Annotated in this window: 23 protein-coding genes; 17 read left to right on the top strand and 6 right to left on the bottom strand. The window is 31.4% G+C overall.

Annotation, left to right across the window (positions count from 1 at the left end; genetic code table 11):
- The coding region (locus tag ACI5KZ_RS10670; RefSeq protein ID WP_406847622.1) for a LamG domain-containing protein at positions 1-1,812 on the bottom strand (1,812 nt) is incomplete at its 3' end.
- 104 nt (positions 1,813-1,916) lie between these two features.
- Here ACI5KZ_RS10670 and ACI5KZ_RS10665 point away from each other — a divergent pair.
- Positions 1,917-2,816, top strand: coding sequence for an FkbM family methyltransferase (locus ACI5KZ_RS10665; protein WP_406847621.1), 900 nt, complete (start codon positions 1,917-1,919; stop codon positions 2,814-2,816).
- Positions 2,813-3,661, top strand: a complete 849-nt coding sequence (locus ACI5KZ_RS10660; RefSeq protein WP_406847620.1) for a glycosyltransferase — start codon at positions 2,813-2,815, stop codon at positions 3,659-3,661. Before ACI5KZ_RS10665 ends, ACI5KZ_RS10660 begins: the two co-directional genes overlap by 4 nt.
- A 57-nt stretch (positions 3,662-3,718) precedes the next feature.
- On the opposite strand, the gene ACI5KZ_RS10655 is transcribed toward ACI5KZ_RS10660, so the two are convergent.
- The gene (locus ACI5KZ_RS10655; RefSeq protein WP_406847619.1) at positions 3,719-4,528 is read right to left on the bottom strand and encodes a DNA/RNA non-specific endonuclease; all 810 of its coding nucleotides are present in this window, start codon (positions 4,526-4,528) and stop codon (positions 3,719-3,721) included.
- A gap of 44 nt (positions 4,529-4,572) precedes the next feature.
- Positions 4,573-7,209 carry a valine--tRNA ligase gene (locus ACI5KZ_RS10650; RefSeq protein WP_406847618.1) on the bottom strand — a complete coding sequence of 879 codons (2,637 nt, stop codon included), beginning with the start codon at positions 7,207-7,209 and terminating at the stop codon, positions 4,573-4,575.
- A gap of 183 nt (positions 7,210-7,392) precedes the next feature.
- Between ACI5KZ_RS10650 and ACI5KZ_RS10645 the strand changes: the two genes are divergently transcribed.
- Positions 7,393-7,818: a DUF1573 domain-containing protein gene (locus ACI5KZ_RS10645; RefSeq protein ID WP_109308623.1), complete on the top strand. Its 426-nt coding sequence runs from the start codon at positions 7,393-7,395 to the stop codon at positions 7,816-7,818.
- Positions 7,819-7,875: 57 nt separating this feature from the next.
- Here the strand turns inward: ACI5KZ_RS10645 and ACI5KZ_RS10640 are convergent, their stop codons facing one another.
- Positions 7,876-9,213, bottom strand: coding sequence for an aspartyl protease family protein (locus ACI5KZ_RS10640; protein WP_406847617.1), 1,338 nt, complete (start codon positions 9,211-9,213; stop codon positions 7,876-7,878).
- Between the two features lie 125 nt (positions 9,214-9,338).
- Here ACI5KZ_RS10640 and ACI5KZ_RS10635 point away from each other — a divergent pair, with 125 nt between their 5' ends.
- The 10 genes from ACI5KZ_RS10635 (at position 9,339) to ACI5KZ_RS10590 (ending at position 19,206) form a co-directional block, all read left to right on the top strand.
- Entirely contained in the window at positions 9,339-10,529 is a 1,191-nt protein-coding gene (locus ACI5KZ_RS10635) for a pyridoxal phosphate-dependent aminotransferase (RefSeq protein WP_109308622.1), read from the top strand.
- On the top strand, positions 10,529-11,542 hold the full coding sequence (murB, locus tag ACI5KZ_RS10630) for a UDP-N-acetylmuramate dehydrogenase (protein ID WP_406847616.1): 1,014 nt from the start codon (positions 10,529-10,531) through the stop codon (positions 11,540-11,542). Before ACI5KZ_RS10635 ends, murB begins: the two co-directional genes overlap by 1 nt.
- Before the next feature lie 59 nt (positions 11,543-11,601).
- Positions 11,602-12,135 (top strand): RNA polymerase sigma factor, encoded by a 534-nt coding sequence (locus tag ACI5KZ_RS10625; protein ID WP_109308620.1) that lies wholly within the window; start codon positions 11,602-11,604, stop codon positions 12,133-12,135.
- A gap of 8 nt (positions 12,136-12,143) precedes the next feature.
- The gene (locus tag ACI5KZ_RS10620) at positions 12,144-12,941 is read left to right on the top strand and encodes an anti-sigma factor (protein ID WP_109308619.1); all 798 of its coding nucleotides are present in this window, start codon (positions 12,144-12,146) and stop codon (positions 12,939-12,941) included.
- Between the two features lie 151 nt (positions 12,942-13,092).
- The gene (locus tag ACI5KZ_RS10615) at positions 13,093-13,296 is read left to right on the top strand and encodes a membrane or secreted protein (RefSeq protein ID WP_109308618.1); all 204 of its coding nucleotides are present in this window, start codon (positions 13,093-13,095) and stop codon (positions 13,294-13,296) included.
- Positions 13,297-13,302: 6 nt separating this feature from the next.
- A complete protein-coding gene (locus ACI5KZ_RS10610; protein ID WP_109308617.1) occupies positions 13,303-14,418 on the top strand; it encodes a glycosyltransferase in 1,116 nt (371 codons plus the stop codon).
- Positions 14,409-14,963 carry an RNA polymerase sigma factor gene (locus ACI5KZ_RS10605; RefSeq protein WP_109308616.1) on the top strand — a complete coding sequence of 185 codons (555 nt, stop codon included), beginning with the start codon at positions 14,409-14,411 and terminating at the stop codon, positions 14,961-14,963. The genes ACI5KZ_RS10610 and ACI5KZ_RS10605 overlap by 10 nt, the downstream gene beginning before the upstream one ends.
- Positions 14,964-15,055: 92 nt before the next feature.
- Complete coding sequence (gene lipA, locus ACI5KZ_RS10600) at positions 15,056-15,934, top strand: lipoyl synthase (RefSeq protein WP_109308615.1); 879 nt, start codon at positions 15,056-15,058, stop codon at positions 15,932-15,934.
- Entirely contained in the window at positions 15,934-16,932 is a 999-nt protein-coding gene (gene gap / locus ACI5KZ_RS10595) for a type I glyceraldehyde-3-phosphate dehydrogenase (protein ID WP_109308614.1), read from the top strand. The genes lipA and gap overlap by 1 nt, the downstream gene beginning before the upstream one ends.
- Positions 16,933-16,980: 48 nt before the next feature.
- Complete coding sequence (locus ACI5KZ_RS10590) at positions 16,981-19,206, top strand: ATP-binding protein (protein WP_406847615.1); 2,226 nt, start codon at positions 16,981-16,983, stop codon at positions 19,204-19,206.
- Here the strand turns inward: ACI5KZ_RS10590 and lpxK are convergent.
- Positions 19,203-20,207, bottom strand: a complete 1,005-nt coding sequence (lpxK, locus tag ACI5KZ_RS10585; protein WP_406847614.1) for a tetraacyldisaccharide 4'-kinase — start codon at positions 20,205-20,207, stop codon at positions 19,203-19,205. The two genes, ACI5KZ_RS10590 and lpxK, sit on opposite strands and share 4 nt — an antisense overlap.
- 52 nt (positions 20,208-20,259) lie before the next feature.
- Between lpxK and ACI5KZ_RS10580 the strand changes: the two genes are divergently transcribed.
- The 3 genes from ACI5KZ_RS10580 (at position 20,260) to msrA (ending at position 22,915) form a co-directional block, all read left to right on the top strand.
- Complete coding sequence (locus ACI5KZ_RS10580) at positions 20,260-21,354, top strand: Nif3-like dinuclear metal center hexameric protein (protein WP_406847613.1); 1,095 nt, start codon at positions 20,260-20,262, stop codon at positions 21,352-21,354.
- A 3-nt stretch (positions 21,355-21,357) separates the two neighbouring features.
- On the top strand, positions 21,358-22,137 hold the full coding sequence (locus tag ACI5KZ_RS10575; protein ID WP_109308611.1) for a zinc ribbon domain-containing protein: 780 nt from the start codon (positions 21,358-21,360) through the stop codon (positions 22,135-22,137).
- A 109-nt stretch (positions 22,138-22,246) separates the two neighbouring features.
- A complete protein-coding gene (msrA, locus tag ACI5KZ_RS10570) occupies positions 22,247-22,915 on the top strand; it encodes a peptide-methionine (S)-S-oxide reductase MsrA (protein WP_109308610.1) in 669 nt (222 codons plus the stop codon).
- A gap of 40 nt (positions 22,916-22,955) precedes the next feature.
- Here the strand turns inward: msrA and ACI5KZ_RS10565 are convergent, their stop codons facing one another.
- Positions 22,956-23,756, bottom strand: a complete 801-nt coding sequence (locus tag ACI5KZ_RS10565) for a bifunctional 2-polyprenyl-6-hydroxyphenol methylase/3-demethylubiquinol 3-O-methyltransferase UbiG (protein WP_109308609.1) — start codon at positions 23,754-23,756, stop codon at positions 22,956-22,958.
- A gap of 87 nt (positions 23,757-23,843) precedes the next feature.
- On the opposite strand from ACI5KZ_RS10565, the gene ACI5KZ_RS10560 reads away from it, so the two are divergent.
- Entirely contained in the window at positions 23,844-24,518 is a 675-nt protein-coding gene (locus ACI5KZ_RS10560; RefSeq protein WP_109308608.1) for a hypothetical protein, read from the top strand.
- Positions 24,519-24,619 lie beyond the last annotated feature (101 nt).

The raw sequence follows: 24,619 nt of genomic DNA, 5'->3' as shown, positions 1-24,619 counted from the left end.
GCCATCGTCTGAACCACAACTTGTTAAATCTGTGGATGTAATGGAGAACCCTAAATCTGGCTCATCTAAAATAATTTGACCTAAATTATCTGTACATCCTGAAATATCTTCCATTACAACAATAGAATCGTAAACCCCAGATTCTAAGCCTGTAATAACATAACTACCTGATGCATCTGCTGTTACTAACAATGTTTCTGTAACCGAATTGTGAAGGTATGTAATGGTGTAACTGCTTCCTGAATTTAATCCTGAAATGGTAATTGTGCCATCGTCTGAACCACAACTTGTTAAATCTGTGGATGTAATGGAGAACCCTAAATCTGGCTCATCTAAAATAATTTGACCTAAATTATCTGTACATCCTGAAATATCTTCCATTACAACAATGGAATCGTAAATCCCTGAATCTAATCCTATAAGAACATAATTACCTGACGCATCTGCTGTAATTGTTAATGTTTCTGTAATCAAATTGTGAAGGTATGTAATGGTATAACTGCTTCCTGGGTTTAATCCTGAAATGGTAATTGTGCCATCGTCTGAACCACAACTTGTTAAATCTGTGGATGTAATGGATAGTACTAAATCTGGCTCATCTAAAATGATTTGTCCCAAATTATCTGTACATCCTGTAGCGTCTTCGGTAACTACTATAGTATTATAGATTCCTGCTGATAATCCACTCAAGATTATCGCTCCTGATGCATCAGATATTACAGTTGTGGTTTCTGGTGTGCCTGAATAATTATATGTAATCGTATAATTTGTAGTAGCATTTAAATCTGAAATAGTAATGCTACCATCGGCAGTACCACAATCTGTAGGATTTGTCCAATTTATTGCGGCATTTATATTTGGTGCAGTTAGTGAAACATCATCCAAATCACTTGAACAACCTGTTGCATCATTGGTTATTTCTATATTTTCATAAGCACCTTCTGACAAGTTTGAGATTGTAATCTCTCCCAACCCATCGGACTGTATATTTTGTGAAACTCCAGATCCCAAATAATCAAAGGCAATGATATAAAACGTGTTGGGGTTTAAATCTGATATTGTTATCGTCCCATCATTAGCGTTACAATCTGTTAAATTATTAAATGTAATTGAGCTAATTAATGTTGTTGAAAGCAATTCAGCTATATTTTCATCAGTTAGTGCTCTATTCCAATATCTAAAATCGTCCATAGCGCCTTTGAAATAATTTGCAGGGCTACCCAACACCCTGTCATGTCTTCCTATAGAACCTGGTAAATCCGAATATTGCAATGTTCCTCCAGAACCCGAATAAACACCACCTCTTTCGTTACAATCAAAATAGATTTCCATATCATTAGCAGAATTAACTACTATTACAATTTGATGCCAATTACCAACGTCAATTGCCGAATTAGAAACATAGGTCCTACGTGTTGAAGATAAATAAGTATAAGAACCATCTCCATAGTTTATTGCATAATTACCTGTAGATGCTTGAGAATTAAAAAAAATGCCAGTATTCCTATCTTCTTCAAAAGATGTATTAAATACTGCTCGATCATTTAAATTATAACTTTCATACTTGATCCAGAATGAAAAAGAAACTGGTAAAACTGGCTTCAATTCGGAAATATTAGGAAAATTAATATAGTCATCAACTCCATCAAAATGAATGGCGGCATTAGGATTTCCAAATCTATCCTCTACAAAAGTGGCTCCAAAATTCACGGCATCATTGCCATTCACACTTAAATCGCCTGTATCTCCATTAAAACCATAATGAAGCAACAAACCATCAGTAAGACTTTGAGCAAATAAATTAGAGCACAACAAAAATAAAATTAAGTTTAAAATTCTCATTTACAAATCATCTCTTAATTAACAACTAATCTTTTAAGAATGTATATATATTTGCAAGGTATAAAAAACATTCAATGAATTTAATTTACAGATTTATTTATAGTTCAAAAGTAAACTTTTTCTTTAGGAATATTAACCATCCCTTAAGAGATTTGTTTTTCAATAAAATCAAAATACCTCCTTCTGGAATAATAAATCTCAAAACAGATTCGGGCTATTTAAAAATTGCAACTAATCAGACAAGTTATCTAACTCAACTACTATTCTGGAATGGTTACAAAAAATTTGAATATTCTGAAATTTTTGAAAAACTCTCAAAGCAAATTGACATATTTTTAGATGTAGGATCCAACATAGGCTACTACTCTTTATTGGCTTCAAAATCAAATTCAAAAATCAAAGCTTTTGCTTTTGAACCTGCTCTTGGACCAAAACACTATTTAAAAGAGAATATTAAATTAAATAATTTTCAAAACAATATTGAACTCATTGATCTTGCAATTTCAGACTCTATTGGTGAAATAGATTTTTATGAAGTTCAAAATAAAAAGTATAAATATTTAAAATACAATCTTGCTGGAGAAGGAAATACAGGTACAAAGAAAACATCTAGAAATTTTAAGTTAAATAAGGTTAACTCAACAACATTAAGCAATTTTGTAGGCTTAAAAAAACTAAACAAAATAGATTTAATTAAGATTGACACAGAAGGTACAGAAGCTGTAATTTTAAACTCTGGTTTAAGTGAGGTAAAAAAATTTGAACCAATCATTATTTGTGAAACATTATTTAATAAAATTGAAAGTGATTTAGATGACATTTTTAAGTTGTTGAATTATGAATTTTACAATCACACTCCAAAAGGTCTCAAAAAAGTGGACACAATTAAAAGAAAGTTCGATGATGGGGTTAGAAATTGTTTTTTTGTTCCACAATCTAAAGTCCATTTGATTTCAGAGTTTATTATAAAGTGAATTTCTACATTGTCATACCAGCCCACAACGAAGAAGCTTGCATCCAGCAAACTTTAAGTTCTTTGGTCACTCAAACCCTATTACCAAAACATATGGTGGTGGTTAATGATAATTCTACAGATAAAACAAAGCAAATTGTTGAAGAATTCACATTAAAATATGATTGGATATCATTAGTGAATACAACCTCATCGGACAAACATTTACCTGGCTCAAAAATCATAAATGCGTTTTATAAAGGTTATGAATTTTTAGATAGCGATTATGATGTGATTTGTAAATTTGATGCAGACTTGGTTTTTCCTAATAATTATTTACAGCAATTAGCGTTTCACTTTCATACAAATGATAAATTAGGTATGGCATCCGGTTTTTGCTATATAGAAAAAAACAACACTTGGGTTTTAGAAAACTTAACCCGAAAAGATCATATTCGTGGTGCTTTAAAAGCCTATAAAAAAGCATGTTTTGAACAAATTGGAAAACTAAAAACATCGATGGGTTGGGATACGGTTGATGAGTTATTAGCCAAATTTTATGGTTGGGAATTACTAACAGATGATTCTCTCCATGTAAAACATTTAAAACCTACAGGAATTAGTTATAACAAAGCATCCAAACACCTTCAAGGAGAAGCCATGTACAAAATGCGTTATGGTTTTTTGATAACGCTTATATCAGCTTTAAAATTAGCTTATAAAAAAGGTAGTTTCAGTTTATTTAAAGAGTATATGGGTGGATTTTTTAAAGCAAGAAAAGAAAAACTTCCTTATTTGGTTTCAGAAGAACAAGGAGAATTTATTAGAAACTTGCGTTGGAAAGGGATTTTTAGTAAGCTTAAATAATTTCAAGGAATCTTAAAAATAAAATACTTCGACAGCGTTCTGTATGAGACTAGGAATTTAATTAAAACTCCAATCTTTATAACTCGAAGAGGCTTCTAATTCATTTTCAAGAGAGGCTTCTAACTCAGGAAAGAAGTCAATTCCTGTAAGTGTTTCAATGGAATCTACTGACACGACAAACTTATATAAAGGTTTTTGATAATTTACATGAGGCATTAAGAAAGCAATCATTTTTGTTTTTCCAGTATTGTTGTCTATTAAGATTTTATAAAACTGATTTGGAACAGAAACTCGCTCATCACCTATGGTTTCCATATCGCCATTTAAAACACCTCCAGTAATTACAAAAACACCATTGTATTTACTTGCCCAATATCTTACTTTTTGTTCTAAAGAATTCCAAATCCCAGAATTAAACTCATGATTTTGAGGACTTATGTTACTAGTTAAAAAAGTTTCATTATAAGCCTTTTGACTATAGGCCTTGTCACCTGCAGGACATAAATGACCTCTATCGAAACCTGATTTTTTATAATTCCTCCAATGTGCAGCTCCTGTTTTTACAGCTGGATCTATTTCAAAATAAGGGCGTTTGAAATTGGTATTTGATAGATGTTCTTTCTTTAATTCGTAAGCCACCCATTCTGCTTGTTCATGAGGTTCACTATAAGATAAAGAATAGCCTTCATGATGGATTATTTGTCCCGTGGTACTTGTTGGCAAAAAGAATTCGTTCGTATCGCTTTTTACAGTTTTACCAGTATCTACAATGTCTTGTTGTTCTTTTTCATCTAAATAGATTTCAAAATATAAAACACCACAAAAAAGAAGAATGGCAATGATGGAAAATGTGGTTCTTTTTTTCATATAAAAAACCTACAACATTATAAAAACCTTGTAGGTTGATAGATTTATTGTAAGGATGCCAAACTAGCTTTCAATGTCTCAATTTTAGCCAAAGCATCAGCTTCTTTATTACGTTCGTTAGCAATAACTTGTTCTGGTGCTCCAGCAACAAAACGCTCGTTTGATAATTTCTTTTGAACGGATTTCAAGAAGCCTTCTGTATATTTTAACTCCTCTGAGAGTTTTTTGATTTCTTCTTCAACATTGATAGCTCCGGCTATTGGTATAAAATATTCATTAGATTTCACTCTAAAAGTTAAAGCGCCTTCAATAGCTTCTGTAGTATAATCTATAGCTTCTAAATTCCCTAATTTTGCTATAACTTCATCAAAAGTGTTTTTAGTATTTTCATTATTTATTACAGAAAAACCTATGGCATCTTTAAACGCAATGTTCTTTTCTTTTCTAATGTTTCTAATACCAGAAACCACATCTTGAGCAAACTCAAATTCCAAAATTAAAGTCTCATTTATTGGCTTAGTCTCTGGCCATTTCGCAATTATTAAAGCATCTTCTGGTGTTCTTTCAGTAATATATTGCCAAATTTCTTCAGTAAGAAATGGCATAAATGGATGTAACACTTTTAGAATATCCTCAAAAATAGCTACGATACTTTTTAATGTTTTAGCATCAATAGGTTGTTGGTAAGCTGGTTTAACTATTTCCAATAACCAAGAAGCATAGTCGTCCCAAATTAATTTATAAGTAGACATTAAAGCATCAGATAATCTGTATTTACTATAATGATCTTCCAGTTCTATTAAGGTTTTCTGGAATTTTGCTTCAAACCATTCTATAGCAATCGCACTTGATTTTGGTTGTGGGATGGTATCATCAATCTCCCAGCCTTTTACCAATCTAAACGCATTCCAGATTTTATTGGCAAAGCCTTTTCCTTGCTGACATAAAGCTTCATCGAACATCAAATCGTTTCCAGCTGCCGAACTTAACAACAAACCAACGCGAACGCCATCTGCGCCATAATCGTCTATCAATTTTAAAGCATCAGGTGAGTTCCCTAAGGATTTACTCATTTTTCGACGTTGCTTATCACGAACCAATCCTGTTAAATAAACATTATTGAAAGGTTTTTCGTCTTTATACTCATAACCCGCAATAATCATACGTGCTACCCAAAAGAATAAAATATCTGGACCTGTTACCAAGTCGTTAGTAGGATAGTAATATTTGATGTCTTCGTTTTCTGGATTACGGATACCATCGAATACAGACATTGGCCATAACCAAGAAGAAAACCAAGTATCAAGTGCATCTGTATCTTGACGTAGGTCGTTTACTGTTAGCTGTTGGTTGTTTGATTTTGTTTTTGCAAGCTTAACGGCATCTTCGATGCTTTCAGCTACTACAAAATCTTCTTTACCATCGCCAAAATAATAAGCTGGTATTTGTTGTCCCCAAAGTAATTGTCTAGAAATATTCCAATCGCGAATATTCTCCATCCAATGTCTGTAGGTGTTTTCAAACTTTTTAGGGAATAACTTAATTTCAGCATCTTCGCCTAAAACAGCTTCAATAGCAGGTTTTACTAAGTCTCCCATTTTTAAGAACCATTGGTCGCTTAATCTTGGTTCGATAACAGCTTTGGTGCGTTCAGAAGTTCCGACTTTATTAATATGTGTCTCAGTTTTTACCAGAAACCCTTTCTCTTCTAGTTCTTTTGAAATTTCTTTTCTAACAACAAAACGGTCTTTTCCTTCATAATGTAATCCAAAACTATTTAATGAAGCATCATCATTAAAAATATCAATTACTTCAAGATTGTGTTTATCTCCAAGGTTCTTATCATTTTCGTCGTGAGCTGGAGTTACTTTTAAACATCCAGTTCCAAATTCTACATCAACATACTCATCTTCTATAATTGGAATGACACGATTACATAAAGGCACTATGGCTTTTTTTCCTTTTAAATGCGTAAAACGCTCATCGTTTGGATTGATACAAATAGCAGTATCACCTAATATAGTTTCAGGACGTGTGGTTGCTATGGTTACTTTTTCATCACTTCCTTCAATGTTATATTGTAAATAATACAATAACCCTTGACGTTCTTCATGAATCACTTCTTCATCAGAAAGGGTTGTTTTTGCCTCTGGGTCCCAATTTACCATTCTGTATCCACGATAAATCAAACCTTTTTTATGTAGATCCACGAACACTTTAATGACAGCCTCAGACATATCGTCGTCCATGGTAAATTTAGTTCTATCCCAATCGCAAGAACATCCTAATTTTTTAAGTTGTTCTAAGATAACACCTCCATATTCATGCGTCCAATCCCAAGCATGTGCTAAGAATTCATCACGTGTTAAATCGTTTTTATCTATACCTTGTTCTTTTAATCTGGCAACTACTTTTGCCTCGGTAGCAATTGATGCATGATCTGTTCCTGGAACCCAACACGCGTTTTTACCTAACAAACGTGCACGACGAATAAGTACGTCTTGAATTGTATTATTAAGCATATGTCCCATATGCAGAACTCCTGTTACGTTTGGCGGAGGAATTACAATGGTATATGGTTCTCTTTCGTCTGGTGTAGAATGAAAATAATTGTGTTTCATCCAGTAGTCGTACCATTTACTTTCTACTTGACTAGCATCATATTTTGATGGAATTTGCATACTTTGGAATAGTTTTTGAAATATAACATGCAAAAGTACTTATATTTATTTTTTTATAAAATTATCTGGATGTATAATGTCCTTATATCTAAGTTTAATATTAATACAACTAGGTCATACGTCTAAAAATTTTGTAAAATGAATAAAAAGTAAGTAAGTTTACCACATATAAATAATAAAATTATGAAACATTTATTTACATTATTGTTCATCGGTTTATTAAGTTTTTCAGTTACTGCACAAGAAAAAGCAGCGAAAATTGAATTTAAAACAGATGTTATTGATTATGGGACAATCGAAAAAGGAGCTGATGGAGTTCGTGTATTCGAATTTACCAATACTGGTAATGCGCCATTAATTATTTCTAAAGTAAATTCTAGTTGTGGATGTACTGTTCCAAAAAAACCAGAAGGACCAATTCAACCAGGAGAAACTGGACAAATTGAAGTTAAGTACGATACTAATAGAGTAAACCCAATTAGAAAAACAATAACAGTAATCTCTAATGCAGATACACCAACTGTAGCTTTAAAAATTAAAGGAGAAGTTATTGACCCAAGCAAAACAAGTGTTCTTGAAAAAAAGAATGAGAGTGTTATGCAACAATAATTATTTTCTTTTATCAATATATTAAGCCTTAAGAATTTCTTAAGGCTTTTTTATTGTTTAAAAAACATCTTCTAAATAGAAAACAAAAGTTAAAATGGCCTCTCCTCTTTCAACAACTAATTTGATGCGCTCATCTTTATCTTCAAAAAACATCTGCATTAATTCTTGAAGACTATACTTGTCAGTAGATTTATTGTTAATTGACAAAAGATAATCTCCAACCATCAATCCCGCTTTTTCAGCAGGTGAATCTGGCCTTAATTCCACAATTGAATAAGCTGGTTTTAATGCTAGCTTATATTTAGTTTCTAATACAATGGTTGAACTTGAGGTTTTCTGGTTACTTCCAAGAAATTTTATTTTATCTGAATAATTGTAATCTTTTTGCTTTACAAATCTAACACCATCTTGCTCTAATTCAATACCACTTCTGTTATAAGTAAAAGGGTCGGAAAAATACTTATTTTTCTTAAATGTTATTAAACTTTTTTGATAATCTACAATTAAATTAAATCGTTTTAAAACATTACCAGCAATACTACCATTTCTATCTTTATGCAGCTTCACATAGACTAAAGATGTCGGTTCTGGAAAAGACACATTTACATGATCTAGGTCAAAGCTATTGATGGAAAACCCTTCAATTTTAGAACGTTTTCCATAAACGCTACCTGTTAAGCCATGACCTAGAAAATCGTCAAAAAAATGATCGCCAACTTGTATTCCTAAACTATCATCTTCAAAAAGCCATAAAGCATCACTCCCTCCAGAATCAATCAATAATTTAACAGGAATTTGTTTCTCTCTTATTCTAACATTCGCATATATATATGGTTTATTTTTATAAAATTCCATATTTAATGTTTCGCAAGAAGCACAGGTGTTATATTTATACTTATTTGAATTAGTTAGTGTTATTTTTCTTGAAGAATAATTAATTTCTACAACCAAATCCTTAAATAAATCATACCCAATAATTCCATGTAATTGTACTCCTAATCGTGGTGCAAAATTGAGGTTTGGGTTATAAACTGCAAACAGTTCTTGATCGAGATTAATAGCATCACCTACTTTTAAAGTATTCCCTTTAGACTTTAACGCTTTAATAGCTTCCCCTTCTCCTAAACCTCTTAAATAGATGGTTTCGGTGTTTTTAATTTGAAGTGAATCTGTAATGTTTAGGAAATTGAAAATGATAGATTTATTAACTCCTGTATCTAATAAAAAAGATAATTCTACACCGTTAATTTCAACTGGAATTATAATTAAATTATGAATTAGTTTAAAACGGATCTTATCTGACCCATTTTTATTTTGAACAATAAACTTACTTTGAGAAAAGCTTAGATTATTAATAAAACACATAATTAAAATAATCCAGATAATATTTTTCATAGGCAACAGGAGGGAGTTTTCCTTTAAATTTACGAAACTTTAGGTTTTGAATTATCATTTATACCGAATTTTAAAAAAACTTTAAGATTAATTTCGGAACTTTGTTTACTTAATTTAACTGTATCATGCCAAGTATATCAAAAAAAGGGCAACTCATGCCACAATCGCCAATAAGAAAATTAGTTCCTTTTGCTGAAGCAGCTTATAAGCAAGGAAAAACTGTTTATCATTTAAATATTGGACAACCAGATATTAAAACTCCCGACATCGCTTTAGACGCTGTAAAAGTGCATTCGTTAGATATTTTAGCTTATACCAGATCTGAAGGTTCTGATGAGTATAGAACCAAAATAGCTAATTATTATAGTCAGCATGATATTCATGTTACAAAAAAAGACATCATTGTAACTACCGGAGGTAGTGAAGCCCTATTGTTTGCTTTTGGAACCATTATGGATACAGATGATGAAATTATTATTCCTGAACCATTCTATGCTAACTATAATGGTTTCTCAACAGCCTCAGGCGTCAACATTGTTCCTGTAATTTCTAAAATAGAAGATAATTTTGCATTACCACCTATTGAAGAGTTTGAAAAATTAATAACACCTAAAACAAAAGCTATATTAATCTGTAATCCTGGAAATCCAACTGGATATTTATATTCTAAAGAAGAAATTAAAAAATTAGCAGGCATCGTAAAAAAGCATAATTTGTTTTTAATTTCAGATGAAGTTTATAGAGAATTTGCATACGATGGTGCAAAACACTACTCCATTATGCAAGAAGAAGGCATTGCAGATAATGCCATAATGATTGATTCTGTATCGAAGCGTTATAGTATGTGTGGTGCTAGAATTGGTTGTTTGGTTTCAAAAAACAAAGAAGTTATTTCTACAACTTTGAAATTTGCCCAAGCCAGATTAAGCCCTCCAACATTAGCTCAAATTGCTAGTGAAGCAGCTTTAGAAACGCCACAAAGCTATTTCGATAATGTCATTGATGAATACGTAGGCAGAAGAAATACGTTAATTTCTGAATTAGAAAAGATAGATGGTATAAAAGTAGCTAAGCCAAAAGGGGCTTTTTATTGTATTGTAGAGCTCCCAATTAAAAACGCAGACCATTTTGCACAATGGTTATTAGAAAGTTTTGATATTGATGGAGAAACTATTATGGTTGCACCTGCTGCTGGTTTTTACTCAACTCCTGGAGTTGGATTAAATCAAATTAGAATAGCCTATGTTCTTAACAATGAAAGTTTAGTTAAAGCTGTAAATATCTTAAGAGAAGCACTTAAAATTTATAAAGATTAGTGCAAATTAAACACAACATATCTTTAAAACCTTATAATACGTTTGGCATCGACGTGCTTGCCAAACAATATATCTCTATTGAAAGTATTGAGGAACTTAAACAAGTCCTTTCTCTAAATGAATATCCAGATATATTTATTTTAGGAGGAGGAAGCAATATGCTTTTAACGAAAGATATTGAAGCTCTTGTGATGCATATCAATTTAAAAGGGATAACCATACTTTCTGAAGATGAAGACTTTGTTTTAATTAAAGCAAATGCAGGGGAAAACTGGCATGAGTTTGTTCTGTGGTGCTTGAATAATAATTTTGGCGGATTAGAAAACTTATCGTTAATCCCAGGAAACGTTGGCACTGCGCCAATTCAAAACATTGGGGCTTATGGTATTGAATTAAAAGATTCTTTTGTTTCGTGCAACGCTTTACATATTGCAACCAAAACAATAAGAACATTTACAAAAGAAGACTGCCGTTTCGATTATAGAAATTCGGTCTTTAAACAAGAAGAAAAAGGAAAATACATTATTTGCAATGTCACTTTTAAACTCTCAAAAAAAAATCATACACTCCATACATCTTATGGCTCTATTTCAGACCAATTAAGTGTTATGAAAATAGAATGTCCAACCATTCAGGATGTGTCTAATGCGGTTATAAAAATTAGACAATCGAAACTTCCCGACCCGAAGAAAATTGGCAATAGCGGGAGTTTCTTTAAAAACCCTATAATAACTAAAAAGGCCTATCTTAAATTAAAAGAAAACTTTCAAGATATTCCCGGATACCCTGTTTCAGAAACAGAAATTAAAGTTCCTGCTGGTTGGTTAATAGAAAAAACGGGGTTTAAAGGAAAACAATTTGGCACTTATGGCGTTCATAAAGCACAAGCTTTAGTGCTAGTAAATTATGGCAATGCTAAGGGCTCAGATATTTTAGAATTATCTAAATTAATCCAACATACCATTAAATTAATCTTTAACATATCTATAGAAGCCGAAGTAAATGTTCTTTAATTAAAAAGAAATCTCTAACTTTGATAGTATAGACACTAATCACATTAATTTTCAAAACCTTGACTACACCAATCGAAAAGGAAATAGTTAGGCTTCTTCAAAAAGGAGATAAAAAAGCCATAACACTGTTATATGAGAATTATGCAGACGCACTCTATGGTGTTATTTTAAAGGTTTTAAATAACGAAGAACTTGCTCAAGATGCCCTTCAAGAAACCTTTATTAAAGTTTGGAAAAAGCCCAAATCTTATAATCCTGACAAAGCAAAACTTTTCACATGGCTCTACAGAATTGCATACAACACAGCCATAGATAAAGTTAGGTCCCAATCAAATAAAGACAGTAAGGAAATCCAAATGGATGCTTCTAACGTATATAAGTTAACATCTGAAAGTTTAAATCAAGATGTTATGGATATTAAAACCCATCTAAAATCAATAGATGAAAAATATCAAATTGTTATTAATGCCCTCTTTTTTGAAGGCATGACACAACAAGAAGCAAGCGATGAACTAGAAATTCCGCTTGGTACAATAAAGTCTAGATTAAAAATTGGATTACGTGAATTGAAAAAAATTTACGATCCCGAATAAAACAAGTCATGAATGATAAAATAACTACATTTTTAAATTCTGACCTATTAGAAAAATATCTTTTAGGGAATACGACTTCTGTTGAAACAGAAACAGTTGAAACTTACATTTCTAAATATCCAGAAGTACAGAATGCATATAATACCTTACAGACTAACTTAGAAATAGTTTCTAAGAAAAATGCTGTTGAAGCACCTAAAATGCTATTAAACAATATTTTAAACGAGCTAGACAACACACCTGTTGTTATATTAAAACCAACAAAGAGATATAAAAAATGGTATCGATTTAGTGTTGCTGCAAGTGTTGCAGCCTTGATATTTGCAGGAAGCTCATTTATTTTTTATGTGCAAAACCAAAATTTAAAAACAGAAAACCAAAAAATTGTAGATGAGATTTACGATTTAAGAAATGATATCACATCAAATAACAGTAAGTTAGACGATATCATGCAACAATTTAAACAACTTAATAATCCTGAAACTGAGAAATATATTATTAAAGGAAACAATAGAGCTAAAAACTTAAAAACAGTTGCATACATTAATCCAAAAGAAAAAACATCAATGATTGATGTGGTTTCTTTACCTCAATTACCAGAAGAACAATGCTATCAAATTTGGGCAGAAGTTCAAGATAGAATGGTTAGTCTAGGTATTTTAAGCGAAACAGATAGAGAGCTTAAACAAATACCTTATACAGAAAATGCTCTTGGATTAAGTATTACTATAGAAAATAAAGGTGGAAATCAAACCGGTTCTAAAGAAAATGCTGTTGCAGAGATAACCCTTCAAAAACACAAATAAAAAGTTCCCTCAACTTTTTAAAATAAAGCCTCACTTTTAAATTATAAAGTGAGGCTTTATTATTTAAAAGTGTCATTAAAAATCTGTAAATTTGCAGAAATTTAAAGGCACCTTAACAAGGTTACTTCTTACTTAAAAAATAAGAAAACTCATGAAATTACTCTTAATAACTTTACTCTTATTAGGTATTGCAGTTGCAGGAATAGCTATTAAACTTTGGGCAAAAAAAGATGGGAAATTTGCAGGAACTTGCGCAAGCCAAAACCCGATGCTTAATAAAGATGGTGATGCTTGTGGTTTTTGTGGAAAAACGCCAGACCAATTTAGCGATTGCAACGAACCTAAACACTCATAATACTTTATGATATTACTTGATTTAGTGTTCTACACCTTTTTATTTGTAGCATGTATTCAAGTGTTGTACTTTATCTTAATATTAGGGAAATTTGCTTTTCTAAAAGACAAAAAAAAAGCACCTTATAATAATGTTCCTATTTCAGTGTTAATTTGTGCAAAAAATGAAGCTGAAAACTTAAAAAAATTCTTACCGGCTATCATTGCTCAAGAATATCCAAATTTTCAAATTGTTTTAATTAATGATGCTTCTTATGATACTACATTAGATGTTATGGAAGATTTTGCAAGCAGGCATCATAACATTAAAATAGTAAACGTTTTAAATAACGAAGCTTTTTGGGCAAACAAGAAATACGCTCTAACACTTGGCATTAAAGCTTCAAAGTATGAGCACCTGCTTTTTACTGATGCAGATTGTAGACCAGTTTCAAAACACTGGATATCTGAAATGAGCGCCTGCTTTAATCAAAGCAAAACAATTATATTAGGGTATGGTGCTTATAATAAAGTCAAACATTCGTTTCTTAATAAATTAATTCGCTTTGAAACACTTTTAACGGCGCTTCAATATATTTCATTTGCAAAAATTGGTTTACCATATATGGGTGTAGGTAGAAACTTGGCCTATACTAAAAAAGATTTTTTTAATGCAAATGGGTTTATGAACCATATGTATATTAGATCTGGAGATGACGATTTATTTATCAATCAAATTGCAAATAAAAACAATACTGAAATTTGTATTTCAAAAGATAGTTTTACAGAGTCTATCCCTAAAACAACCCTTAGAAATTGGATAAGGCAAAAAAGACGGCATATTACAACGGCTAACCATTATAAAACCAAACACAAAAGCCTTTTAGCCTTATTTTACATATCGCAATTCTTGTTTTGGCTTTTAGCTATAGTATTATTAATCTCTTTTTTTAAATGGCAATTTGTGCTATTACTAATTGCTATTAGACTTCTAGTTCAGTTTATTATTTTTGGAAGAGTGTCAAATAAACTCAATGAAAAGGATTTAATTTTATACTTGCCAGTATTAGAACTTTTTTTAATTGCTTTGCAATTAAGTATCTTTATATCAAATCTAATCTCTAAACCAAAACATTGGAAATAGAAGAAGCTATAAAAAAAGCAAAAAATAATGACCAAAAAGCATTTAACTTCTTGCTAGACACTTATTGGGATTATGTGTACGGATTTCAATTAAAACGCATTGAGAATGAAAATGATGCTGAAGATATAACTATTCAAGCCTTTTCTAAAGCCTTTGATAAGATTCATACTTTTAATGAAAGCTACACTTTCAAAACTTGGCTAATAACTATTTCAAAAAACATTCAAATAGATTTAATTAGAAAAGAAAAAAACAATTTTTCCCAAACCATTTCTAACGATGACAACCATTCGTATCATCAAATTTTAGACGAAAGTCCATCGGCTGAAGACAAATTAATCACCGAACAAAATCTAGATAAATTACTAAGAGATATAAAAAAGCTTAAGCCTCACTATCAAGAAGTTATTAATCTAAGATATTTTCAAGAATTAAGTTATAAAGCAATTTCTCAAGAATTAAATGAACCAATAAATAATGTGAAGGTTAAATTATTACGTGCAAAAAAACTGCTTGCCGAAATAATTAAAAACAAAACCATTTAAATTACAGCTTTCATTCCTTTTCCATTTTTAATTCCTTAAAGTCATTGTAACATATTACTTTTGTATCTTTGCATTACAAAAACAGACAGTAAATGAACACCAAAACAGCTTCGAATATTTTACCTGCCAGGGAAGCAAAACCTAAGTGGTTACGTGTAAAATTACCAACAGGTAAAAAATATACCGAACTACGTAGTCTTGTAGATAAATATAAATTAAATACTATTTGTACATCTGGAAGTTGCCCAAATATGGGCGAATGCTGGGGAGAAGGAACAGCAACTTTTATGATTCTTGGAAACATTTGTACACGCTCATGTGGTTTTTGTGGTGTTAAAACAGGAAGACCAGAGACTGTGGATTGGGACGAGCCTGAAAAAGTAGCACGTTCTATTAAACTTATGAGCATAAAACACGCCGTTTTAACAAGTGTAGATAGAGACGATTTAAAAGACATGGGAAGCATTATGTGGGCAGAAACTGTAAAAGCTGTTCGTAGAATGAATCCTGAAACTACATTAGAAACTTTAATTCCAGATTTTCAAGGAGTAGAACAACATATCGACAGAATTATTGAAGTAGCCCCTGAAGTTGTATCTCATAATATTGAAACCGTTAGAAGATTAACCAGAGAAGTTCGAATTCAAGCCAAATACGATAGAAGTCTTGGTGTTTTAAAATATTTAAAAACACAAGGACAACGCAGAACAAAATCTGGCATTATGCTTGGACTTGGTGAAACTCGGGAAGAAGTTATTGCAACCCTTCATGATCTTAAAGACAATGATGTGGATGTAGTAACCATTGGACAATATTTACAGCCAAGTAAAAAACATTTACCTGTAAAACAATTTATTCTTCCGGATCAATTTGATGAATACAAACAAATTGGATTAGATCTAGGTTTTAGACATGTAGAAAGTAGTGCCCTAGTTAGATCTTCGTATAAAGCCCAAAAACATATCAATTAATGATACATGTTGCAATTAACGGTTTTGGACGCATTGGCAGACGTGTTTTTAGATTATTACAAGATAATAAAGACATTCAGGTTGTTGCAGTTAATGATCTAGCAGACACAAAAACACTCGGTCATTTATTAAAATACGATAGTATTCATGGTATTTTTAAAGAAGCTATTTCTTCAGATGAAAATCATGTGATAGTAAATGACAAGAAAATTCCATTCTCAAAGGCAATACACCCTAAAGATATTAACTGGAAGCCTTATCAAGTCGATTTTGTCATTGAAGCTACGGGGAAATTTAAAACTAGAGAAGCATTAGAATATCATATAAAAAATGGAGCAAAAAAAGTTATTTTAAGTGTACCTCCATTAGAAGACGATATTGAAACTATTGTTTTAGGTGTTAATGACGAAATATTAACAGGAGAAGAAACCATGTTGTCTAACGCTTCATGTACAACCAACAACGCAGCTCCAATGATTGATATTATCAACAAACTATGTGGTGTAAAACAAGCCTACATAACAACGGTTCACTCCTACACGTCCGATCAAAGCCTACACGACCAACCACATAAAGATTTACGACGAGCCAGAGCAGCTGGACAATCTATTGTTCCAACAACTACTGGAGCTGCAAAAGCATTAACTAAAATATTTCCAGAATTATCTAGTGTTATTGGTGGCTGTGGCATCAGAGTTCCTGTTGCTAACGGATCTTTAACAGATATTACATTGAATGTTGAAAAAACTGTAACTATAGAAGATATAAATAGTGCTTTTAAAGATGCCTCTTTACACAGCTATAAAGGCATTCTAGAATATACCGAAGACCCTATTGTTTCTATTGATATTGTTGGAAATACTCACTCTTGTATTTTCGATTCTCAAATGACTTCTGTTATTGGAAATATGGTAAAAATAATTGGTTGGTACGATAATGAAACTGGATATTCTAGTAGAATTATTGATTTAATTTGCAATTTATCGATGAAAAAGTAACTTTTATCGAATAAATATTTATATTTGTTTTTATAAGAGATATAAAAAATGTCCCAAATCAGCAATTACATATGTGCTATTATACTGTTGTTGAGTTTTCATACTTCAGCTCAAACATCTTTTGACGAAGACCCTGAAACTATCCAAAATACAATAGATTATAGAATTAATCAAGCACAACTTGACATAGATAAAAACGCATATTTTGATGCTCGTGAAAAATATGATGAAGCATTACAGCTTGCCATAAAAATAGACAATAAGAAGAGTATTGGAATTATTTACTCTAAAATTGGAAAACTTCAATATATTATTGAAGAACCAGACGAAGCTATTAAATCGCTAATTAAAGCTAATGAAGTACAACGATTTGCAAAAGACGATATCAATCTAGCAGAAACCTATAAAACATTAGGTAATGTTTATACAAGTAAAAAACAATACAAACAAGCATTAGATTATTACAAGTCTTCAAAAACACTTTTTGAGCAAGAAGATTTAAATAATTTCGTCGCCGAAGTTTTGCTCAACGAAGGAATTACTTATATCTATTTAAAAGATTATAAGAATGCAAAACAACATTTACTTAAGTCTATAACTGTTTCTAAAAGATACGATTTAGATAAAATATTAAGTAGCGCCAAAATAAACTTAGGCACAACACTATTCTATTTAAACGATCCAGAAGGCGCTTTAAATCAAGCAAATGAAGGCTTAGCTTTAGCTAAAAAAAACAACTTTAATAATGTTATAAATAATGGTTATTTAGTACTAAGCACCTTAAATCAAGAAACAGGAAACTATAAAGCGGCAACCGAATATTTAAGAAAGCATATTGCGTTATCAGACTCACTACTTGAAGCTAAAAGAAGTAGTCTTTCTCAAGAAAAGAGAATGCAATTATTAATTGAAAATCAAACTGAGTACCAGAAAAAGCAACTTGCCGATTTAGAAGAACAAAAAGCAGCCAACAATTTAAATAAATTAACTACTATTTTAAGCATTGCTTTAATTACTATTCTGTCGTTATTAACGCTTTCCTTATATAAAAACAATAATATTCGATTAAAAACAAACAACATGCTGCATAAAAAAAATGCAGAATTAATTGTTTCGAAAGAAAAAGCAGAGCTAGCTTCGAAAACCAAAGCAAACTTTTTATCGACGGTTACCCATGAGTTAAGAACACCTCTCTACGCTGTAACTGGATTAACCAACATGCTATTAGAAGAAAACCCTAAACCAAATCAAATACAACACCTGAAGTCTTTGAAGTTTTCTGGAGATTATCTATTGACATTTATTAACGATATTCTCCAAATCAATAAAATTGAAGCCAATAAAGTAGAAATTGAACCTGAAGCTTTTAGTCTTAAAAAGAAAATGACAAATATTATTGCTGCTTTAAACAATTCTGCAACAGACAACAATGTGCAAATTCACTTAGAATACGATTCCAATCTCCCTAATAATTTCATGGCAGATCAAATTAAAATATCTCAAATTTTAATCAACTTAATTGGTAATGCTATTAAGTTTACAAAAGATGGAGATATCTGGGTAAGAGCCCATGAAGTAGACAAACAAGGCGACCAATATAATGTTCGATTCGAAATAGAAGATAACGGAATTGGTATTAGTCAAGAAAAACAAAATCAACTTTTTGAAAGCTTTTCTCAAGGGTCCATACAAATTAACAGAAAATATGGTGGCACAGGCTTAGGACTCTCTATTGTAAAAGGCCTCATTCAAATTTTAAATGGTAAAATATCTTTAAAAAGTGAACTTGGTAAAGGTTCGAAATTTACGTTTGAGATACCACTTAAATATGCCGAAAAAGTAGCTGAAGTTAAAGAAGTAAGTTACTTTAAAGACATTAATGAAATAGACCTAAAAGACATTAATATTCTGGTTGTTGAGGACAACAAAATCAATCAAATGATTACCAAAAAGATCCTTAACAAAATGAAGCTTCATTGTGAAGTTGTTGATAATGGTGAAGACGCTGTTAGCATGGTAAAAGACAAAAACTATCATGTTATTTTGATGGATATTCACATGCCTGGAATTAGTGGCTTGGAAGCAACTAGAATTATTAGAACTTTTAATAAAGAGATAACTATTTTTGCGCTTACTGCAGTTACTTTAGAAGATAAAATGCATGAATTTGATGAAGCTGGCTTCGACGATATTATCTCTAAACCATTCAAACAAGAAGATTTTGAGAAGAAACTTTTTGACACTTTAATTAAACAAGATCCAAAAACGGCTTAACGTTTCACAGCATCTAAAACTAAATTATTAAACATTTCTTCCTTATCTATTGAAAACTCTATAGGCAGATAAAATAATTTTTCCTGTAATTTACTTTCAGATTTTAAACGCATAAAATCCTTTTCGGTTGTAACAATACAATCTGATTTCGATAATTCTTCAATCTCTTTTTCCGAAAACACATGATGGTCATTAAAGTTTAAATGTTCAAAATCTAACGCTTTAAATTTTAAATAATCCACTAATGGAGTTGCATTAGCAATGCCTGTTACCAAGGTAAAGGCTGACAATTGCGAAATCTCTTGCTTAGTTGATAAAGAAAAAACATAATTAGAATACGTTATAGAACTAAAAAACACATGCTGTTCTTTTCTTGGCTTTAATTTAGTAATGATTTGTGTTTTTTCACTTTCAGCAATTGTATTAGGGCATTTAGTAACCATAATAATATTTGCACGTTTAGCTCCACTTTTAGGCTCTCTTAAATTACCAGTTGGCAGCAATATATCATCACAATACAAATCACCATAAGAGGTGAGAAGTATATTAAAACCTGCTTGCACTTTCCGATGTTGAAAAGCATCATCTAGTAAAATAACATCGAGATTATTATTTATGTTAAGTAAATTTGCAATACCATTCTGTCTATTAGCATCAACGGCAACTAAAATAGTTTCACCAAATTTATTAAAAAATTGAAAAGGTTCATCTCCAATTGTTTTAGCCGAATCGCTTGCATCAGCCAACTTAAAACCACTTGTTTCTCTTTTATAACCTCTACTTAAAGTGGCCAATTTATAATCCATTTTTAATATGCGTATTAAATACTCAATCATTGGCGATTTTCCAGTACCACCAACGCTCAGGTTCCCAACACAAATAACAGGAATCATATAAGATTTACTTTTTTTCCAGCCAAAATCGTATAATTTATTTCTTGCCCAAGTCACTAAAAAGTAGATTGGAACAATAGGAAGCAAGATGTAACGTAAGAATTTCATTAAAGCGAATTTAAAAATTTTATCTTTGTTAGAAACTTAATAACATAAAATTATGATTGTTCAAGATGTCATAAATCATATTGAAGCACTTTCACCTTTAGCTTATGCAGAAAACTTTGACAATGTTGGTCTGTTAGTTGGAGATAAAAACAGTAAGCTAACAGGAGTTTTGGTAACATTAGACACATTAGAAACAGTAGTCGATGAAGCCATAGAATCCAATTGCAATCTAATTGTTAGTTTTCATCCCATAATTTTTAAAGGTTTAAAAAAACTCACCGGTAAAACTTATGTAGAACGTGTTGTTATTAAAGCTCTAAAAAACAATGTCGCCATTTATGCTATGCATACTGCTTTAGACAATTCCTTTATAGGAGTAAATGCTATGATTTGTGAAAAACTAGGTTTAACAAACAGAAAAATATTGATACCTCAACCTCAAACTATAAAAAAACTCATCACATTTGTACCCAAAAATGAAGCTGAAACGCTTAGAAACGCTTTATTTGAAGCTGGTGCAGGAAGTATAGGAAACTACAGTCATTGCAGCTTTAATACTGAAGGCATTGGCACTTATAACGGGAATGATGATTCCACCCCAACTAAAGGCAAAAAAGGGGAAACACACTTTGAAAACGAAACGCAAATTTCGGTTATTTTCCCAAAACATTTAGAGTCAAACATCATAAAAACACTTTTTAACACACATTCCTACGAAGAAGTAGCATATGAAGTTACAACACTTGAAAACACGAACCAACACATTGGTATGGGAATGATAGGTGAATTTGAAAACGACATGTCTGAAAATGAGTTTCTTAACTTTTTAAAAAACCACATGAATACTGAATGCATTAGACATTCTAAATTATTACATAAAAACATAAAAAAAGTAGCTGTCTTAGGGGGCTCTGGAAGTTTTGCTATAGCTGCTGCAAAAGCAGCAAATGCCGATATATTTATTACTGCAGATTTAAAATATCATGACTTTTTTATGGCTGATAATCAGATTCTTTTAGCAGATATTGGACATTATGAAAGCGAACAATTCACAAAAAACCTTTTAGTTGCATATCTTACAAAAAAAATTACTAATTTTGCAATCGTTTTATCAAGGACTAACACCAATCCTGTTAAGTATTTTTAAACTATGGCAAAAAAGAAAGAAGCAACTGTAGAAGAGCGTTTAAGAGATTTATACGACTTACAACTTGTCGATTCTCGTATCGATGAAATTAGAAATGTTCGTGGAGAACTTCCTTTAGAAGTTCGTGATTTAGAAGATGAAGTTGCTGGATTAAGCACCAGATTAGAGAAACTTGAATCAAGTTTAGACTCTATTGACAATCAAATTGGCGACAAAAAGAATCTTATTGAAGAATCTAAAGCGTTAATTAAAAAATACAGCGAACAACAAAAAAATGTTAGAAATAACAGAGAATACAACTCAATTACAAAAGAAGTTGAATTCCAAGAATTAGAGATTGAATTAGCAGACAAGCACATTAAAGAATTTAAAGTTCAAATTGAGCAGAAAAAAGTAGTTATTTCTGAAACCAAAGAACGTTTAAAAGCTCGTCAATCTCATTTAAAGCATAAGAAAAGTGAATTAGATGCTATTTTAGCTGAAACTGAAAAAGAAGAAGCTGCTTTAATAAAGAAATCTGAAGATTATAAAGCTAAAATTGAAGAAAGATTAGTAAAGGCATATACAAGAATTAGAACCAATGTAAAAAACGGTCTTGCAGTAGTTGCTATTGAAAGAGGTGCGTCTGGCGGTTCTTTCTTTACTATTCCACCACAAGTACAAATGGAAATTGCTTCTCGTAAAAAAATCATTACAGATGAGCATAGTGGACGTATACTTGTTGATGCAGCATTAGCTGAAGAAGAAAAAACAAAAATGGAAAAAATGTTTGCAAAACTATAAATCCATTCAAACTATATAAAAAAAGCCTTCATTTTTATGAAGGTTTTTTTTGTACCTTTTTTGATAGGAATTCCATTCTTGACCGACTTAGAACACAAATAAAACATATATGACTATTACAAAATCAATATTCACCACTTTCGTTATTGTGTTATTATTTAGCTGTAATAACATGGCTCAAGAAAAGCCAAAACAGCAGTCGGTTATAAATGCTGAACCTGTTGAAGTACCAATACAGAATGGACTTGCCAAAGCTTATTTTGCTAGTGGTTGCTTTTGGTGTGTAGAAGCTGTTTATGAAAGTGTTATTGGCGTAGAAGACGTAATTTCTGGTTATGCAGGAGGGCATACTAAAAACCCAACCTACGCGTCAAGCAACACTGGAAGCACTGGACATGCAGAAGCTGTTGAAGTTATATACAATCCAGATATTATAAGTTTTTCAACTTTAGTAGATGTGTATTTTGGATCTCAAAATCCAACACAGTTAAATGGCCAAGGCCCAGATACAGGCTCTCAATATCGTTCTATTATTTTTTATCAGAACATGGAGCAAAAACAAATTATAGACTCAAAAAAAGTAGCATTAGCAAAAAAACTTAACGCTACTATTGCGGCAGAAGTATATCCTTTTACGAGATTTTGGATAGCAGAAGACTATCATCAAAACTACGAGAAACTTCATCCAAAAAACTCATATATACAGAGTGTATCTATTCCTAGGCTTAACAAATTTAAAGCGAAATTTCCGGAGTTATTAAAAGAAAATAAGCAATAAAAGTCTCTTCAATTTTAGTATTTTAAAATTGTATAGAGAACTAAGCTTTTGTGGCTTTTATCTCAAAAATCAATGGATATAATTTATCTTTTGTAGTAAACATGCCTGATTCATTTTCAACCAATTCTGGCAACACATTATACGGACTTTCATCATATTCATTTAAGAATTCAATTTGCAATCCAGCTTCAACTAACGCATTAATAACTTCACTTAATCCATGATTCCAACCATACTCTTTGCTTACCATTTTTGAACCTGTATCTGCATAAGTACCTTCGTATTCTTCGTATATGGCTTCATCTTGCATATAACCATACGTCATAACTGGTTTTCCTTCTAAATAATCAAACATCCAAACTATGGGATGAAACTCTACCATATAAAACGATCCACCAGGTTTTAGTCGCTCAGCAATCATTTGTCCCCAAGGTTTTAAATCTGGCAACCAACCTATCACGCCATAGCTAGTAAAAACTACATCAAATGTGCTTTTAACATGCTTAGAAGTATCTAAAACATTACAACATACAAACTCTGCATCAAGCTTTAATTCTTCATTCAAAGCTTTAGCAAGCTTAATACCCTCATCGCTTAAATCAACACCTACACAGCTTGCCCCTAGCCTACTCCAACTCAACGTATCTTGTCCAAAATGACATTGTAAATGCAATAGCGATTTTCCAGAAACATCTCCCAAAGCTTTTAATTCGTAAGGCATTAATGAAGACTTTCCTTTCTTAAAAGCTTCGAGTTGATACATATCACTTTTAGAGTGAATCTTCACTTTATTATTCCAAGTGGCTTTATTGGTTTTAAAATACGAATCGAATTTACTCATCATTAAAATATTAAAAACCGAAGATATTATATAATTATTTAAGGAATTAGCACTAATTTGTTTTTATTAACTTAGCCATTAAAAATCATGAATAAAATAAGTGTCATCTTTGGTATTCTACTCCTACTTTCAGCCTGTAAAAGTGATCAAAAGAAGAGGACTTTGGATTCCAAAACCATGCTTACAACTGCTGAAAAAATAGCTCAAGCTTATGGAATTTTAAATTGGAACAATGTAAATGAAATTGCTTTTACTTTTAATGTTAAAAGTGATAGTATGCATTTTAAACGCTCTTGGATTTGGAATCCAAAGGCAAACCAAGTTACATTAATTTCGAATAAGGACACCATACAATACAACAGAACTCAATTAGATAGTACCAATATAAATGCAGACAAAGCTTTTATAAACGACAAATATTGGCTATTAGCTCCATTTAATTTGCTTTGGGACGAAGGAACAACCATTTCTAACCCAACGGAAGAAATGAGCCCGATAAGCAATAAAATATTAAATAAAATAACGCTTACATATTCAAATGAAGTTGGATACACACCTGGTGACGCTTACGATTTTTATTACAACAACAATTATATAATTGAAGAATGGGCTTATAGGAAAGAAAATGCTAAGATTCCAACTTTGATTACTACTTGGGAAAATAATACCAAATTCAACAATATCACTCTTTCTTTAAATCATAAAAAGTCAGACGCTAATTGGGAGTTGTTTTTTACCAATGTGTCAATAAAACTAGAATAGAAACATCCAAAACCATTCTTTGAAACGTATATATAGTGTAAATATCCCGCTATATGCGCCTATATATATTCAAAGCGCTTCATCTTAAAAAGTTGAAGCGC

It is taken from the genome of Xanthomarina sp. GH4-25 (assembly GCF_045363175.1).
GTDB lineage: Bacteria > Bacteroidota > Bacteroidia > Flavobacteriales > Flavobacteriaceae > Xanthomarina.
This window is presented reverse-complemented; position numbering and strand designations above follow the sequence as displayed.